General features: G+C 32.8%; 16 protein-coding genes. 2 read left to right on the top strand and 14 right to left on the bottom strand.

What is annotated here, in order from left to right; translation table 11 throughout:
- Both Q0881_RS03455 and Q0881_RS03460 read left to right on the top strand, forming a co-directional pair.
- On the top strand, positions 1 to 3,050 hold a 3,050-nt coding region (locus Q0881_RS03455; protein ID WP_299157029.1), incomplete at its 5' end, for an MBG domain-containing protein.
- Between the two features lie 10 nt (positions 3,051 to 3,060).
- A complete protein-coding gene (locus Q0881_RS03460; protein WP_299157030.1) occupies positions 3,061 to 3,969 on the top strand; it encodes a type IX secretion system membrane protein PorP/SprF in 909 nt (302 codons plus the stop codon).
- Between the two features lie 259 nt (positions 3,970 to 4,228).
- Here Q0881_RS03460 and Q0881_RS03465 read toward each other — a convergent pair whose 3' ends face one another.
- From Q0881_RS03465 to Q0881_RS03530, 14 genes are all read right to left on the bottom strand, one after another.
- Positions 4,229 to 4,825 carry a hypothetical protein gene (locus tag Q0881_RS03465; RefSeq protein WP_299157032.1) on the bottom strand — a complete coding sequence of 199 codons (597 nt, stop codon included), beginning with the start codon at positions 4,823 to 4,825 and terminating at the stop codon, positions 4,229 to 4,231.
- Complete coding sequence (locus Q0881_RS03470) at positions 4,818 to 5,303, bottom strand: RNA polymerase sigma factor (protein WP_299157034.1); 486 nt, start codon at positions 5,301 to 5,303, stop codon at positions 4,818 to 4,820. The genes Q0881_RS03465 and Q0881_RS03470 overlap by 8 nt, the downstream gene beginning before the upstream one ends.
- Entirely contained in the window at positions 5,296 to 6,135 is an 840-nt protein-coding gene (locus Q0881_RS03475; RefSeq protein WP_299157036.1) for an alpha/beta hydrolase, read from the bottom strand. Before Q0881_RS03475 ends, Q0881_RS03470 begins: the two co-directional genes overlap by 8 nt.
- A 468-nt stretch (positions 6,136 to 6,603) precedes the next feature.
- On the bottom strand, positions 6,604 to 7,386 hold the full coding sequence (locus Q0881_RS03480) for a hypothetical protein (RefSeq protein ID WP_299157038.1): 783 nt from the start codon (positions 7,384 to 7,386) through the stop codon (positions 6,604 to 6,606).
- A gap of 62 nt (positions 7,387 to 7,448) precedes the next feature.
- Positions 7,449 to 7,742, bottom strand: a complete 294-nt coding sequence (locus tag Q0881_RS03485) for a hypothetical protein (protein WP_299157040.1) — start codon at positions 7,740 to 7,742, stop codon at positions 7,449 to 7,451.
- A gap of 27 nt (positions 7,743 to 7,769) precedes the next feature.
- Positions 7,770 to 8,336 (bottom strand): DUF4738 domain-containing protein, encoded by a 567-nt coding sequence (locus Q0881_RS03490; protein ID WP_299157042.1) that lies wholly within the window; start codon positions 8,334 to 8,336, stop codon positions 7,770 to 7,772.
- Positions 8,337 to 8,381: 45 nt separating this feature from the next.
- Entirely contained in the window at positions 8,382 to 9,362 is a 981-nt protein-coding gene (locus Q0881_RS03495; protein ID WP_299157044.1) for a DUF4240 domain-containing protein, read from the bottom strand.
- A gap of 26 nt (positions 9,363 to 9,388) precedes the next feature.
- Positions 9,389 to 9,952, bottom strand: a complete 564-nt coding sequence (locus tag Q0881_RS03500; RefSeq protein ID WP_299157046.1) for a hypothetical protein — start codon at positions 9,950 to 9,952, stop codon at positions 9,389 to 9,391.
- A 166-nt stretch (positions 9,953 to 10,118) separates the two neighbouring features.
- Positions 10,119 to 10,511, bottom strand: coding sequence for a nuclear transport factor 2 family protein (locus tag Q0881_RS03505; protein ID WP_299157048.1), 393 nt, complete (start codon positions 10,509 to 10,511; stop codon positions 10,119 to 10,121).
- Between the two features lie 147 nt (positions 10,512 to 10,658).
- The gene (locus Q0881_RS03510) at positions 10,659 to 10,919 is read right to left on the bottom strand and encodes a hypothetical protein (RefSeq protein ID WP_299157050.1); all 261 of its coding nucleotides are present in this window, start codon (positions 10,917 to 10,919) and stop codon (positions 10,659 to 10,661) included.
- Between the two features lie 11 nt (positions 10,920 to 10,930).
- Positions 10,931 to 11,476 carry a hypothetical protein gene (locus Q0881_RS03515; RefSeq protein WP_299157052.1) on the bottom strand — a complete coding sequence of 182 codons (546 nt, stop codon included), beginning with the start codon at positions 11,474 to 11,476 and terminating at the stop codon, positions 10,931 to 10,933.
- Positions 11,477 to 11,867: 391 nt separating this feature from the next.
- A complete protein-coding gene (locus tag Q0881_RS03520) occupies positions 11,868 to 12,569 on the bottom strand; it encodes a DNA-binding domain-containing protein (protein WP_299157055.1) in 702 nt (233 codons plus the stop codon).
- A 263-nt stretch (positions 12,570 to 12,832) separates the two neighbouring features.
- Positions 12,833 to 13,294 (bottom strand): hypothetical protein, encoded by a 462-nt coding sequence (locus tag Q0881_RS03525; RefSeq protein WP_299157057.1) that lies wholly within the window; start codon positions 13,292 to 13,294, stop codon positions 12,833 to 12,835.
- A gap of 24 nt (positions 13,295 to 13,318) precedes the next feature.
- Complete coding sequence (locus Q0881_RS03530; RefSeq protein WP_299157059.1) at positions 13,319 to 16,444, bottom strand: HsdR family type I site-specific deoxyribonuclease; 3,126 nt, start codon at positions 16,442 to 16,444, stop codon at positions 13,319 to 13,321.
- Positions 16,445 to 16,457: the final 13 nt, after the last annotated feature.

Here is a 16,457-nt window from a genome sequence, read left to right on the forward strand (position 1 = left end):
TTAATGGTGATGATGCAACCGATTTAGATACCGCAGTAAGTTTAAGTACTACAGCAGTAACGGGAAGTAATGCGGGAGCCTATCCAATCACAGCAAGTGCCGCAGCAGATGCAAACTACACGGTAACCTTTGTGGCAGGAACTTTAACGGTTAACAAAGCAGCCTTAACGGTAACCGCGGACGATAAATCTCGAGCAGAAGGAGTTGCTAACCCAACACTTACGATTACTTATTCAGGTTTTATAACAGGAGATAGTGTTGTAGATTTAGATACAGCACCTACTGCGAGTACTATAGCAGTTATAGGATCTCCAATAGGAATGTATCCAATAACCGTTTCAGGAGGGGTAGCTACTAATTATTCATTTACTTACGTATCAGGTACATTAACAGTTTTAATAGATACGGATGGCGATGGCGATCCAGATGTAACCGATCCAGATGATGATAATGATGGAAACCCAGACGGAACAGATAGCAATCCATTGGTTCCAACAGGAGCAGATGATATATTAACAGTTGTCGAAGGACAAACAGCATCCGTAAATGTATTAGCAAACGACGATTTTGAACCAGGCGCAAATACAAGTATTATCCAAACAGGCGGAACAGCAACAGGAACTGTAAGTATCAATCCATTAACGGGAGAGGTAACCTATACACCAGCAGCTGGCGAAGAAGGAGGAACTGTAACTATCGAATTACAAGTATGTAATACCGCAGTAACACCACAGGTTTGTGTAACAGAGACTATTACAGTAACAGTACAAACGGATACGGATGGCGATGGTGACCCAGATGTAACCGATCCAGACGATGATAACGATGGAAACCCAGACGGAACAGATAGCAATCCATTAGTTCCAACAGGAGCAGATGATATATTAACAGTTATCGAAGGACAAACAGCATCCGTAAATGTATTAGCAAACGACGATTTTGAACCAGGCGTAAATACAAGTATTACCCAAACAGGCGGAACAGCAACAGGAACTGTAAGTATCAATCCATTAACAGGAGAGGTAACCTACACACCAGCAGCAGGAGAAGAAGGCGGAACTGTAACTATCGAATTACAAGTATGTAATACCGCGGTAACACCACAGGTTTGCGTAACAGAAACCATTACAGTAACAGTACAAACGGATACAGATGGCGATGGTGACCCAGATGTAACCGATCCAGATGATGATAATGATGGAAATCCAGATGGAACAGATACCAATCCATTGGTTCCAACAGGAGCAGATGATGTATTAACGGTTGTAGAGGGTAAAAATGCTACAGTAAACGTATTAACGAATGACGATTTTGAACCAGGCGCAAATACAAGTATTACCCAAACAGGCGGAACAGCAACAGGAACTGTAAGTATCAATCCATTAACAGGAGAGGTAACCTATACACCAGCAGCTGGCGAAGAAGGGGGAACTGTAACTATCGAATTACAAGTATGTAATACCGCAGTAACACCACAGGTTTGTGTAACAGAAACCATTACAGTAACAGTACAAACGGATACGGATGGCGATGGTGACCCAGATGTAACCGATCCAGATGATGATAATGATGGAAATCCAGACGGAACAGATAGCAATCCATTAGTTCCTATGGGAGCAGATGATGTGTTAGTTGTTGGAGAAGGACAAACAGCATCCGTAAATGTATTAGCAAACGACGATTTTGAGCCAGGCGCAAATACAAGCATTACCCAAACAGGGGGAACAGCAACAGGAACTGTAAGTATTAATCCATTAACGGGAGAGGTAACCTACACACCAGCAGCTGGCGAAGAAGGGGGAACTGTAACTATCGAATTACAAGTATGTAATACAGTAGTAACACCACAGGTTTGTGTAACAGAAAGCATTACAGTAACAGTACAAACGGATACGGATGGCGATGGTGACCCAGATGTAACCGATCCAGATGATGATAACGATGGAAATCCAGATGGAACAGATACCAATCCATTGGTTCCAGAAGGAGAAGATGATGTATTAACGGTTGTAGAGGGTAAAAATGCTACAGTAAACGTATTAACGAATGACGATTTTGAGCCAGGGCCAAATACAAGCATTACCCAAACAGGCGGAACAGCAGCAGGAACTGTAAGTATCAACCCATTAACGGGAGAGGTAACCTACACACCAGTAGCAGGAGAAGAAGGAGGAACTGTAACTATCGAATTACAAGTATGTAATACCGCAGTAACACCACAAGTTTGTGTAAGTGAAACCATTACAGTAACTGTACAAACGGATACGGATGGTGATGGCGATCCAGATGTAACCGATCCAGATGATGATGGTGATGGGATTCCAGATGCTACAGAAGGAAACGGAGATAGTGATGGTGATGGTACCCCAGATAGTTTAGATCTTGATTCAGATGGCGATGGGATTCCAGATGCTACAGAAGGTTCTGGAGATACTGATGGCGATGGTACCCCAGATTATTTAGATCTTGATTCTGACGGTGATGGGATTTCTGATACAACAGAAGGAACAGGAGATTCAGACGGAGATGGTACCCCAGACTTCCAAGATTCAGACGATGATAATGACGGTGTATTAACAAAAGATGAAGATATAAACAATGATGGTGATCCAACGAACGATGATACCGATGGTGATGGTACTCCTAACTATTTAGATGTTGATGATGATAATGATACAATACTAACTGTAGATGAATTTATGAAGGATTGTGATACGGATGGTATTCCTGATCATATTGATTTAACTGATTGTACAAGTATACCTGAAGGATTTTCACCAAATGACGATGGCGTAAATGATTTATTTGTAATTCCTTTCTTATCAAATCATAGAAACTTCAGCTTAGGAGTGTATAATAGATATGGTAGAAAAGTTTATAAGTATCATAATAATGGTAGTTCAAATCCACAATGGTGGAATGGGTATTCAAATGTTAGTTTAACATTTAAAAATAGCGAACCAGTTCCAGTAGGTACTTACTACTATGTTATTGAATTAAACGATGGTAGTGGTAAAAAATATACAGGTTGGGTTTATATTAATAGATAATAGAAAAGAAATGAAAAAAGTTATATTAATAATACTAGTAATATTTAGTACCTTTTCTGTTAAAGGTCAACAGGATCCACATTATACACAATATATGTATAATATGAATATTGTAAATCCAGCTTATGCGGGCTCTAAAGATGGTTTAGTTTTAAGTGTTTTAGGAAGATCGCAATGGGTTGGAATAAAAGATGCTCCAAGAACATTTACATTTAATGCACAGGCTCCTTTAGGTAAAAATGTAGGAATGGGATTGTCTGTTATTTCAGATAAAATAGGTCCTTTGTCTGAGCAAAATGTATTTGCAGATTTTTCTTACACATTGCAAGTAAATGAAAGGGCTAAATTAGCCTTTGGTTTAAAAGCAGGAGTTACATTTTTATCGGCTCCCTTATCGTTTTTAAATACAGTAAATTCGGGAGATATCGCATTTCAGAATAATTTAAATGAAACAAATCCTAATTTTGGAGTTGGATTTTATTATTATACAGATAGGTACTATTTAGGCCTATCTGCTCCAAACTTGTTAAAAACAATTCATTTTGAAAGAGGTAGCGGTATTGTTTCTAAAGCCTTAGAAGAAACCCATTATTTTTTTACAGGAGGCTATGTTTTTCAAATGAGTGAAGATGTAAAGTTTAAACCATCGTTTTTAGCAAAAGTGGCTACAGGCGCACCAGTTTCTATTGAGTATTCAGCAAATGTATTATTGTATGATAATATTGAGTTTGGGTTGTCTTATCGATACGACGATTCGTTTTCGGCAATCTTTGGCTTAAATGTTACAGAGCAGTTGAGAATGGGATATGCGTACGATCATACCTTTACCAATTTAGGAGATTTTAATTCGGGAAGTCATGAGCTATTGCTAACCTTTAGTTTTGGAAAAGAGAAATCTAAATTTCTTAGGTTTTTCTAAGGAGTATTTAGGTAAATAAATTATTTTAAAAAGGGAGTATACTAATTGTATGCTCCCTTTTTTATTTTCTTATTAGATGCTGTTTAAATATAGTTGAAGGTCTATATATTGTATGGTTGGTTTCTTATTTGTTATAGTTCTATAGCTAGTGAATTGTGTTTTAGACTAGTGTACATTTGTAGCATAAATAACCTGCATGTATTCTTCAGAAACCTCCAAATTAACGAATACGAATATGTTCTAGTAGCACTATTATAAGTTATTCTTTAATAATTTCTTTTTTTAATTGTATAGTTTCTAATAAAAGAGTCATTTCGTTTTGTATCCCTTTTCTTATTTGAATGTAAATAAAAGTAATGATTACAAAGCAAGAAACATCCATTAAAATCATTTGCCAAAGACTAAAGTAGTTGCTAAATTCTGGGCTTATCATATAAAAACCAGCTAAATAGAAAACAAAAATAATTAGGGTAATAGGCCCATGAATTCTTTTTCTAAACTTGTAAAAACTAATGGTTAATTCCGTTGTTTTTAAAGTGCTGTCTAATTTATTAATCTTTTTAGCTTTTATACTACTGCTAATTTCAATTAAGGTTCTTAATAAAATACCAATCATCATAAAACCAACACCAATTCTACTCAACAATTCTTTAACAGGAGCTACAAAGTAGAAAAATAAGAAAAGTCCAATCAAGGTAATTGATAAAATAATGATATTTCCATAATGAAAAGACAATCCTTTTTTTCTATTGTTTTCAATTTTAGATACTAGCTGCTTAAAGTTAGAAGAGTTCCCTTCTAGTTCGCTCTTTTGTTTTTCCCACTTGCGTTGCAAATCTTTAAATTCATTATCCATTGCTTAGTATTTTTTTAAGTCGTTTTTTAATTCTGTGAATCTTTACTCTTGTGTTTATAGGGTTTATTCCTATAACTTCAGAGATATCTTCGTACTCTTGCCCATTTAACACCATCATAATAATTAATCTGTCCAATTCTTTTAATTGTCCAATGGCCGTATACAATTCATTATGCTCATCTGTTTTTTTCTCTGCATGTGCTTCTTTTAACTCATGGGCAAAGGTTGAAATAGGAACTGTTTTTTTATTTTTTTCCTTTCTAATAAACTCTAAACATTTGTTTACAGTAATTCTATAAATCCAAGTTTTATGAGTTGAAGTCTCTTTAAACGTGTCTAGTTTTTTCCATATAATAATGAATACTTCTTGCGATAAATCACTAGCAACATCATAATCTCCTTTCACAAAACCAAGACACATTTGGTTTACCATTGTATAATATTGTTTGTGTAATGATTCGAAAAGATTCTTATTCATTTTCTAAGAAAGTATTTACTTTTGTATAAAACCATGTTGGTTGGTCAAACATAATAAAGTGCTTGCTATTAGAAGCCATTTCTATTGTTTTGTTTGCAAGGTTAGCATATTGTTTTGTAAAGTTAGCTTTTGCATTGGTGGCATTCGGAAAAGAAGCTCCTAAAATGAGTGTTTTTGCTGTAATGGTATTTAATTTATCTTTTAAATCTAACTTTAATAAATCGGTATAGCCATATACATATGTTTTACGGTCTGCGTTTAAAATCCATTTGGTAAGCAATGCTTTCTTCTCTTCGTTCATGGTCATAAAGCCTGCCATATTAGTTGCCATTCCTTTAAATTGATCAGCACTCATATTTAATACGTTTTTATTGTACGGGCTTTCATATTTCAAGTTACTAGCGGCAACTCCCGGCATCATTACTTCTCGCATGCAAGCCAAGGCATCTACAATAATTATTTTGTTTACTCTTTTAGGAAATTTGGCAGCAATATCTATAGCTAAATTACCTCCCATACTGTGGCCTATTATTCGAATCCCTTTTAAATCTTTTTTTTCGATGTATTTAAAAATAGCTTCTTTTACATTTTTATACCAAGGCATTTCAATAGGGGCAACTCCATTAAAACCAGCATAGGTAAAAAGATGACTTTCGTTTTTTGTAGTAAGGTTTTTTATAGTTTCTTTCCAAATAGCACCAGGGGTTATAAATCCGGGAAGGAATAACACAGGAGCTCCTGTTCCAACTACTTCTATTTTAATTGCTTTCTCTTGACCAAAACTGATGTTGATTACTAATAACAACATCAAAACTAAAGTATTTTTTATCATTTTATTATTATGTTTTCAACTTAGATGCATCAATCTTTGCATTGTTACACCCTTATAATAATTTTTTTACGATGTATAAAAAATAAGAGCTAGTTTAAGTTTCCTAAAACAATAAACTTATTATAAGCTCTAGTCTGATGAGTACCTATAAATACTATAATAAAAGCAATTATTAAATTATCGAGTAGTGTAATTTTAAAACGATTAAGTATTTTTGAAATAAGATTTATAATGGATTAAAATATAATTCTGAATATAGTATCGTAAGAGGATATGGTAAAACTATTATTGAAGCGATTAATGAGATGTATAGTTGTTTACTATAAAAATAGGTAATCTGAAAAATTAGAGAGTTGGAACCTTTTACACAGTAATTTTTAATTTCTAAAAGGTTTTGTATAGAGTCCTAAGAATATGTGACAAGGGATGGATTAACTATAGCTATTATTTTAAGCACTACTTTCCTTTTTATTGCTCCCATATTTTTCTGACCAGTTTTAAGAGAGAAGGTTTTGAATTTCCTTCCAGAGTTTTTTTTATAGATTGATTTGTACTTTTATCCGCTTTTTCTTCCTCAGCAATTTTGAGATCTAATAATTCAATTTCATCTGGTTGTTGGACTAAATCTGCTCCACCTTTGTGAGGATATTGAACATAATCTTTTGGGGGGTGAGGTAAAGAATTCTCACATTCTTTTGAGCATAAATTAGCAAGTAGAGGTACAGTATCTGTTCCAATTCTTAGAGTTATCCATAGTTGATTGGTTGTATCATATGATATTTGCTTTTCGCAAACACTACATTTCAAATTCTCATTATCGTATCTAACTGGGTTATGATCAAGTTTTGGAAATGCTTTTCTATTTTTAAAATTTCCAAATAATGCTCTTGTGCTAATACGACTATCTTTTAGTTTTTTACAGTTTGTTAATTCATATGGAAACCATTTTAAATCATATGAGGTATAGGGGTCAAAGTATTCAAGAGATTTCATTTGCCCTATTTCTGGTGGAATTCTTTTAAGTTTACTTCCATAAAGCCAAACTCTTTTAACCTTTTTTAATTTACTTATAGATTTTGGTAGTGTGTAAATTTGAGCAAATAGTTCATCCCCTAAATATTCCCTTGGAGAAAATTCCTTTTTCCCTTTTTTAGCAACAAGGTCAACATACTCACATAACTTTTTCCAAGCTTCAGAGTTTTTGTCTTGAATATTGTTTTTAATTTTTGAGATATTATTATTAGTATTCATTTTTTTCTATTAATGTTTTTATGTGCCTCTTTTTAGCAAAAGTATCAACAATAAAAACTTGATTAAAAAAAGCTAGCAATGAAAGGAAACACCCCGAAAATAAGAATTCCGATAACAGAAATCCAGTATTGATAATTCTTTTGCTCTTTTCTTATAGTACTGATAATAATAAAAGTAATACATAGTATCAATAAAATAGTAGATAGAATACTAAAGAAGAGTATACGTATGCCTGTGTTATTTTCAACACCAGGAAAATCAGTATGATTTATTATAAGGTAAGCAATAGCAGTATTTAGGATTAATAGCCATATGGTAAAACGGAAAGCCCATTTTTTAAAGTTAATTTTATTCATAGTACAATTGGTTAATTTTGTATGTTTTTATATTTCGTCATCGTTATATTCTTCAATTCTTAACTTTTTAGTACTTAAATCAAAATAATGATTAAAGACGAACGACCAATCAGTTTCTGGTTTACTAATTAGTCCAAATAATTCAATGGTGTCATTTTTAATTTCATTGAATGAATAGTCGTGAAATTGAGCAATTTTAAGAAAGTCTTTTCCTGCGAGCTTTTCAAAGTTATTCTTTCTAAATACTGTGTCAATTATAATTTTATTTGACTGTTTAATAATTAAGTGCTTTTCGTTGTTTCTGTACTTGTCAATATATTTTATACCCTCACTATCAAATTCGTTAGTTACATAAGAGTCAAGAAATTTACTTTGAATTGTAATTCTCAGGTTTTTTGCTGCAATGACTGTGTCAAATTCAACAACTTCTTTTTCTTTTGGGAAGTACCTTATAATACTTTTTGTTTTTAAATTATGATCTTCTTTTTTTGTTAGAAAACTATCTTTTGTATTAGTTTTTATAGTCTCCTTTTTTTGTTTGTTACAGCTAAGAAATATGACAGTAGCTAAGGATATTAGAATTCGTTTATCCATTGTTTTAATAGTATAAATTATAAGTATATTTCTAAATGAAATAAACTAGTATTCTATTCCAAATTTAGCCCATAGTTTAGGAAACCTATTTTTTAAGTCATCGGTTTCTTCTTCCCATTCTTCACCTGTTATCTCAAAGTTTTCACGAATACCATTGGGCATATCATTTCCTATTTTTTCTTGATAAACGTCAGGAGCAATATAACTTAAGCCTTCCCAGTCTCCATCATTTGTTTCCTCAAGTTCAGAAAGTGTTTCAATATTTCGAACAGCATTTTTAAAAACTGTTTTTCCTTGTCCAATTAACCAAGCTCTAAAATCAGAAAAACAATCATCAGAGCAACCTCCGTTTATAAGATAAGCAGCAGCCCAAAAATCCCAATTGTAAATTTCACCACGTAAGGTTCTAAACTTATTGTCAAATTCTAACACCTCATTTGCAGTTAGTTTTTGTAATTCATTTTTAAGTTCAGTTTGTTGCAGCTCATAGTTTCCAGAACTTTTAGATTTACTAGTTTCTATAATGTTCCAAAACTTTTCCGATTCCATTAGTTGTTCAAAAGATACAGTAGACATTTCTGCCTTGTTATTTAGTGGTTTTTCGGACACTGTTATTTGTTCAGCTGTAGGAATTGAACCTGTTGAACTATTCTGGAAATTAAAAAAGGCTTTATAACTACTAGCAAAACCAAAATGATGAATGGCCATGGAATAGACAAAAGTCATTACCAGTAAAGGGACTTTATTTATAAAAGGAGCATTAATGCTAACTATACCAATTAATGCAGATAAAAGCGCTAAAGAAAGTAAAACAATCAACACAACTTTAGCCCAATTTTTTCCTTTATAAACCAGTAGTAAAAGCCCAGCAGTAAGTAAGAAACGTATTATTTGCTGGATAAGTTTTTTAGTTTCTATTTCTGGTTTAGTAGTGTGGTAAAAATAGATGGTATGAATTGAGACCAATAAAATACTAATTGAGATTAGTATGGTTCTTTTCTTTCCAATGCTAATTAAATAATTCATTTTTTAAGTTAATTTTATAAAAGGTTTTATTCTATTTCTTCGGTTTCGATGGTTTCAATTCCGTAAATTCCATTCTTGTTTTCAGGATGTAATATCTTCATTGTTTCATAATAGTCAGCCATAAATCTATTTAAATCGGCTAAACCATTGGCTGTATAATGCACTTTAACTTTATTGTGAGAAATTTGAAGAGTTCCAAGTTTTTTGAGACGCTGTCTTTTGTTATTTCGTATTAAAAACTCCTCAAATTTCCATATTGTATCAGTACTAGGAATTTTCTTCTCAAAAACAAGTTTCCATTTAGGGGCCTTTTCAAATGTCTGTTCTTTATATTCTGTTCTTATTTTTATGGAATCTGATTCCTTTGTAATTTTAACTCGTTCAACTCCTCTATAAGTACAAACGGAATGGTTAAACCAAATTTTAATAGTGTCCAATTCGGACATCTTTTTCTTAAAATTAGTAATATCTGTTATTAGATTAAACTTAGGTATACTTTTCTTATTCGTCTCTTTTTTACAAGAAGTAAGAATAAAAGAGAGAATCAATAATAGCTTTAGTAAACTACTTAAAATAGGTTTAGTTTGCATTTTTTTAGTTCTTTTTCTTAGCAAAGGCTAAGATACCAAAAAGATAGAAGATACTACAGGAGTATCTTCTATCTTTATATAACTTAAGTGTTTAATGATTTTATAATCGACTTTCTATTAAAGAAATATTTAATTTCCAAAGAGCTTATAAAGCTAGCCCTAATTTTTATAATTGTTCCACTAACTTTCTTGCTATAACCGTATCGTAGATAATTTTTAGTTTACTTATCTTATTATCATTATCAAACTCTATAATATCTACCACATCAAATTTTACAATCTGATTGTTTTTTAAAGTCCATTTATACGTAAAATAAAGAGCAATCGTATTTGATTCCTGCTCTTCAAAGATGCCTAAAAGTGATAGTTCAGAATTTGTGGTATCGTTACTCAATTCTAAATAAAAATCACTTGCTTTTTTAATTCCATATAAAGGAGATTCAACAATTCCATTTTGAGTAAACAATGCTATTACTTGCTTAATCTTTCCATTTTCAAGATGGGAAATATAGGTTTTTGCTATTTCTTTTTTAGTCATTTCTTTATGAGCTTTAGTCAATTTTTAAGTTTAACGAAAGATAATAAGACTTTTAGTATTATAACTAAAATACTATATAAGAAGAAATGAAAAGATACTTTCCTAAATTTCAGAAAAGTATCTAATGGTTCATTATAAGTAGTAGCACATTTTAAGTTAATTAATCTCTTATAAAAAGATCGATTTTGCCTTTAAGATAATATCGGTACCAAGGTTCCATATTTTAGCAAATTTCTGATTGTCGTTTGCTGCTTCTCCAATTATAGTGCTTAATTCTGTTAGCTGTTCATTGGTAATAAAGGTTTCGTCGGATAGTCCAAGATGGGTGGGCATGCCTAAATTAAAAGGATTGCTCTCCGCAGCTTGTACTTCTTTTTGAGCTTCTAATAAATCATTGAATGCTTTGACATATTTTTCTTTAGGTGTCATGATGTTGTTTTTTATTTAGTAAGTAGCTCTTGAGTTTGCTGGTTTATAAAATCGCTAGGGAAGGGGACATTCTGCCCCACCAATTCTAAATAAAAAGCTCTTTGCGAAGCATTCAAATCGGTTAAGGACTGTGTCATTTCAAGATTAATAGCGTTTAGTTTTACCAATTTACGCCAGTTTTCGGTATCGGCATAGCCCTGTAGCAACTGTTGTTTTATTTTGGCAGCCATGTTTAAACCTTCGCTAAACTGTTTTTCAATTATAGCCAAGGCGTCTTTTTTAAGTACGGTAATGTTTCCCTTACCATTCGGATTGTTTACACTTAAGGTGATCTTGTTAATTTCTAGTTGTTTTATATATAACAAGCGATTACGACGCTCATTATACCAGTTTTCTGTTAACTCTAGTACCGTTTGTTGGTGGCGTTTTTTTAATAATTGAATGCCTTCTTTTTCTTTTTGCATGGCGACTAAGAATTCTGGAGGAATGGTAGCGCATCCAATGAAGAATAGGAGTAAGAATAGTAAGGAGAGCTGTTTAATGATTGTTGTTTTCATAATTGGTGTTGTTTTAGACATATTCTATTTTAATGTTTGGCTAAGAGGAGAAGCAAACCTACTATTTTAAACAAAAGGGGATTCCTAAAAAACCATACTTAGAGTAAGGTTTTACCTTATTTTTTTAAGTAGAATGCTTTAAGTTAAGGCTTTTTTTCTTTAGAATTGTCTATAAAGTCTGTTATCAAAACATTGATTCTCTTGTTTGTTATAATCACTCGTACGTGTGACAGTTAGTCACAGCTACTCGTGAGTATTATTCACCCGTACGAGTGACTAGTACTCACTCGTACGGGTGAATTTTGTTAAGATTTATACATGTTTTTTTAAATAGCTTCTTTTAAAAGAAATTCAATAGCTTTTTTAACTATTGAGGTAGAGTAACTTTGTATTAGGCTACGGTTAATGAAAAAAGAGTATCAGTTATCCGTAGTTCTTTTAAATATACACCATTATTTGCTGTGGCTTGCGATTTTATTCGAATAAGATAATTACCTGGTGCAAGGGTAGGCGCTTGGGCTATAATTTTATTATGACTGTTTACGGCTAAATGTGCTACTTTGGTTTCAGTAGCATCTTCGGCTACAAAGTACAAGCCAATATCGGCATGCTCCCCTGCTATTTTTAAGCGACTCCCGTTTAGTTCAAAAATGCCCTCGGAGGTAAGGTCTGTATTCAAAGTCTCTGAACTAATATCCATTACATCGGTAATTTCTGTACTTGCAGTTGGTTTTTTTACTCTTTTTAACACGATGTTTCCAGCAAGATCTTTTATCAATTTCCCGCCATTAAGGTTTATATGCAATTTGTGTTTGTCTACTATAAAAAACTCTCTCTTAGTGTCAAAAACACCAGTAATAGAATAACCAATATTAGCAATGGGTAAGGTAATATTATAGCCATCAATAATGGATTGGATAACTTCTTCGTATAAAGAATTCAATACCGCAACAATATCTGTTTTACTTACTAGGTTACGCTTGCGCAACATGTTAGTAATTAAGGTTTCCTGATCTATGGTACGTTCTACCAATACACGGGCTACATAGTTACTTTCGTCTGTTAACTTGTTTTCTGTTAAATAATACTTCATAATTTCCAATTTTTAAATTAATAATTACATTTTCATAATGGCTACTAAATAGCACAATAGCATGTAAGGTTATTTAAAATTGAATGTGTTAAAGGGATTTGTTTTGGAAAGGGAATTGGCCTATGTGCCAAAACATACAATTTCTATAGCACAACTAAGATAGCAATTTTTTGTATAAATGCCTGAGGTTGTACGCTTTTTTAACATTTTTTTGACGATTAAAGAAGGAGAAAAACTCTTTGGAGTATTAAGATTTAAACTATTTAAAGTCCTCGTACTTTTATTTTCTCTTTAATTTTGTGAAGGATTCTAGTCTCAAACCTTCTTTTAGCTTTAGCGTTCTTCCACCACCAAAAATATGCATTGGCAGCAATCCAGCCTTCCATGCTATTCTCACCTTTATAGCCTACAAAAGCAAAAGTAGTATGGGTTTTATTTTTTTTCCTAGTCCAAGTATGTATATGTTGTCGGTTGTCTTGGTATTGAAAATAGGTGGAATGCCAATGTGTATGTTTCCCATCTGAATACCGAACTGGTTGCGGAGCTATTTCCGGATGCTCTGCTTTTACTTCGTTTATAATAGTTATCAATACTTCTTCTGAAACAGGTACTACATATCTTTCAGCTTTTGCATAACTCCCTGGGGAGAATAACCAAGCAAGATAGTATAAGAAAAGGCCTATGAGACCAATGCTTAGGGTGATTATGAATAGTTTCTTTTTCAAAGGTTTTGTTTTTTGAATTCTATTTTATATTTCAAACCCACCCTCAAGTATAAACTTCTGAAGTAAGTTTTGAATTTTAATATTCACTTTAAAAGCAGGGATCTTTTTACCCTCTAACTTTTCAAAGTATTCTTTTGCTTTAGTTTTATCTACGGTGTCTTTTAATTCATTAAATCTACCGTATTCATTGATGTTTTTCTCTGTAACTCCAGAATCCATCATTCCTCTAAGTTTGGCTTCTTCCAATCCTAGAATATTTGAAATCTTATGAATTTGGTCATTTTTAGCATTGAATTGATATTCCGTGATGTAATCTCTGAAAGTCTTTCCACTTTCTATACTCGCACTACCACGTTGAACATCTCGTAAAAAGATACTTGCAAACTTTTGTTCCTCTTGTGAAAGAGAAGCAAAGGACTTATGCAATTCATCTAAAGTTTTCTGAAGTTCAGCCTTATCAACATCTCCATTTTTCAATGTTTTGAGGTATTTTTCAAAGCGAGAATTCATATAATCGGCATCAATAACACCAGTATCAATCTCAGTTAAATATCCTTCAATTTCGAATGGTACATCAGAAGTTCCTCCGCCACCACCTGATGAGAAAAGCTCTTTGTATCTAAGTGCTAAAATCAAGTAAGTGTTCTCGTCAAAATGTAAGTTGATAACTGTTTTACTTTTTCCTTTACCAAATTCATATTCAAGTTTACTCCAATTAAATCCTTGAATTTTAGCAGCTTCTAAATAACTATTTAAGTCTTTAAATAAGGAGGCAAAACGACCTCTTACAGCTAAGTCGGCAGGCAGCTTTGCAAAGTTATCTATTCCAGCAGAAGTGAAGAGCTCAGATATCTCGTCAAAAATTTGATTTATTGATTTGAGGTTAGAATCTAAATGTTCTACAAAAAGACCAACTGGTTTATCACCAGAATACAATTTGATGGCATTATCAACATTACGTTCCATCGAATGTGGTAAACGATAATATCTAATTGTTCCAAAAGGTTTATCTGGTCCAAAAAGACGGTTGGTACGAGAAAATGCTTGAATGATATTTTCATATTGCATTTTCTTATCCATATAAAGAGTATTAATCCATTTGGAATCGAAACCTGTAAGCATTTGATCTACTACAATTAATAAATCAATCTGTTCTTCAGGATTGTTTTCTATTCTTACATATGGCTCTTTATGGGCAAGCCTTGATGCAATATCCTTTTTGAATTTTGCATGATTTGCTAGTCTAAAATCTTGCTGATATTGAGCGTTATAATCAGACATGATTTCAACCAAACCATCTTCTTTGTATTCCGTATTCCCATTATTATCAATAGTAGGGTCAAAAAGAGTAGTGATTTTTAAATCAGGTTTTTTTTTCTTGATTAATCGATAATAGAGTATTGCATCAGCTATACTGCTTGTAGCAAAAATTGCATGAAACTTATTGTTTTGACTTAAGACAAGCCAATTTTCTAGAATGTCTTCTACTACTTTTTGATGGTGTTCATCTCTATCATATTGTGAGGTCGGTAAATAATCTTCAATACCTCTTACATAATTTCCTGCATCATTAAGGTAGCCAGCCATCTTAACGTCTTTCATAAATCTATTAAAGACTTCCTTTTTGTCTGGATCAGATAGCGCTTCTCTTTCGTCAACGGCTTTTGCTTTTTCTAGAGCAACGGCTTTTCTTAAATCCCTGTCTTTGTATGTTAAAACCTTGTAAGGATCAAAACCAAGAACATTACCGTCACGAATACCATCTGCAATACTGTATCGATGTAATTCGTCTCCGAACACCGTTGAAGTTGTGTTCAGTTTCTTTTGATTTTCTTCTTGTATGGGAGTACCTGTAAATCCAAAAAATATAGCTGAAGCGAAAGTATCTTTTATATCAACAAGCATATCACCAAAAGTGGAACGGTGAGCTTCATCAATAATAAACACTATCCTTTTATCATTCATAATCTGAATGTCACGAGCATTAAGACCAGCATCTTCGTCTTTGATATTACTCATTTTTTGGATTGATGTAACTATCAATGTGTTTGCAGGGTCACTACTTTTCAGTTTGGTAACCAAAACACCTGTGTTCTCAGTTGCTTGTACATCTTCGCTTTCATCTGAAAAACCACGATATTCTTTTAAGGATTGCGTACTAAGTTCAATTCTATCCATTAAGAAGATAACCTTGTCAGCATCTTGTGAGTTGGCTATAAGCTGTGCAGATTTAAAACTGGTCATTGTTTTACCTGAGCCTGTTGTGTGCCATATAAAACCACCTAATAGATGTTTACTTTTCCAATCCGTTTTAGCAACCTTGTCAGAAATAGCATTAGCAGCAAAGTATTGATAGCTACGCATCACTTTTAGAACACCATCATTAGCATCTGGCACAGTATAGAAACCAATTAACTGGTGAGCCATTGGTATAGATAATAAAGAAGATGCTATGTCGTTCCAATTGTTCTTTGGTTCATTATTAAAATCTGCCCAATTAAAATAAAAATCTTTGTTGAATTTTCCATCTGGCCCAGGGTTAGCGAAGTATTTTGTTTCTTCAGGTTCCATTGCTACAAATAGCTGAACTAATGAAAATAAACCTGAAAAAATTCCTTCTCTTGAATATTTTTCAATTTGATGATAAGCCTGACTAACTGATACACCACTTCTTTTCAGTTCTACATGAATTAATGGCATTCCATTAATCAAAAGCATTAAATCACCACGTCTATCATTTAAGATTTTAGACTTGCTTTTAAACTGTGGTTGTTGAACAATTTGATAACGGCTTTGACCAGCTGCAATCTCATGACGGTCATATATTTTTAAACTAATTTCTTTACCAAAATGAAGTTTATCATCTGGGTTATCCCGTTTGATAGAAACCGTTTTACCATTGATAAATCCATTCAATTTCAATGGAGTTCTTAAAGTATTAATTTGCTCCAGAATTTGTTGCATTTCTCCATCTGTTAGAGGGAAATCATTTAAACGATCTATATCTCTGTTGTTGTCAAAAAGTATTTTTGACCAATTGTCAAGTAAATCCTTCTCAGTTGAATTTTTTATTACTTCCTTTTCCCAACCTTTTTTTAATAAGGCTTGTATTAATGCTTCCTCGAATTCTGATTCTTTTGTAAATGTCATTTCTCTTAAAGTG

It is taken from the genome of uncultured Tenacibaculum sp. (assembly GCF_947494125.1).
In the GTDB taxonomy this organism is placed as follows: Bacteria; Bacteroidota; Bacteroidia; order Flavobacteriales; family Flavobacteriaceae; genus Polaribacter.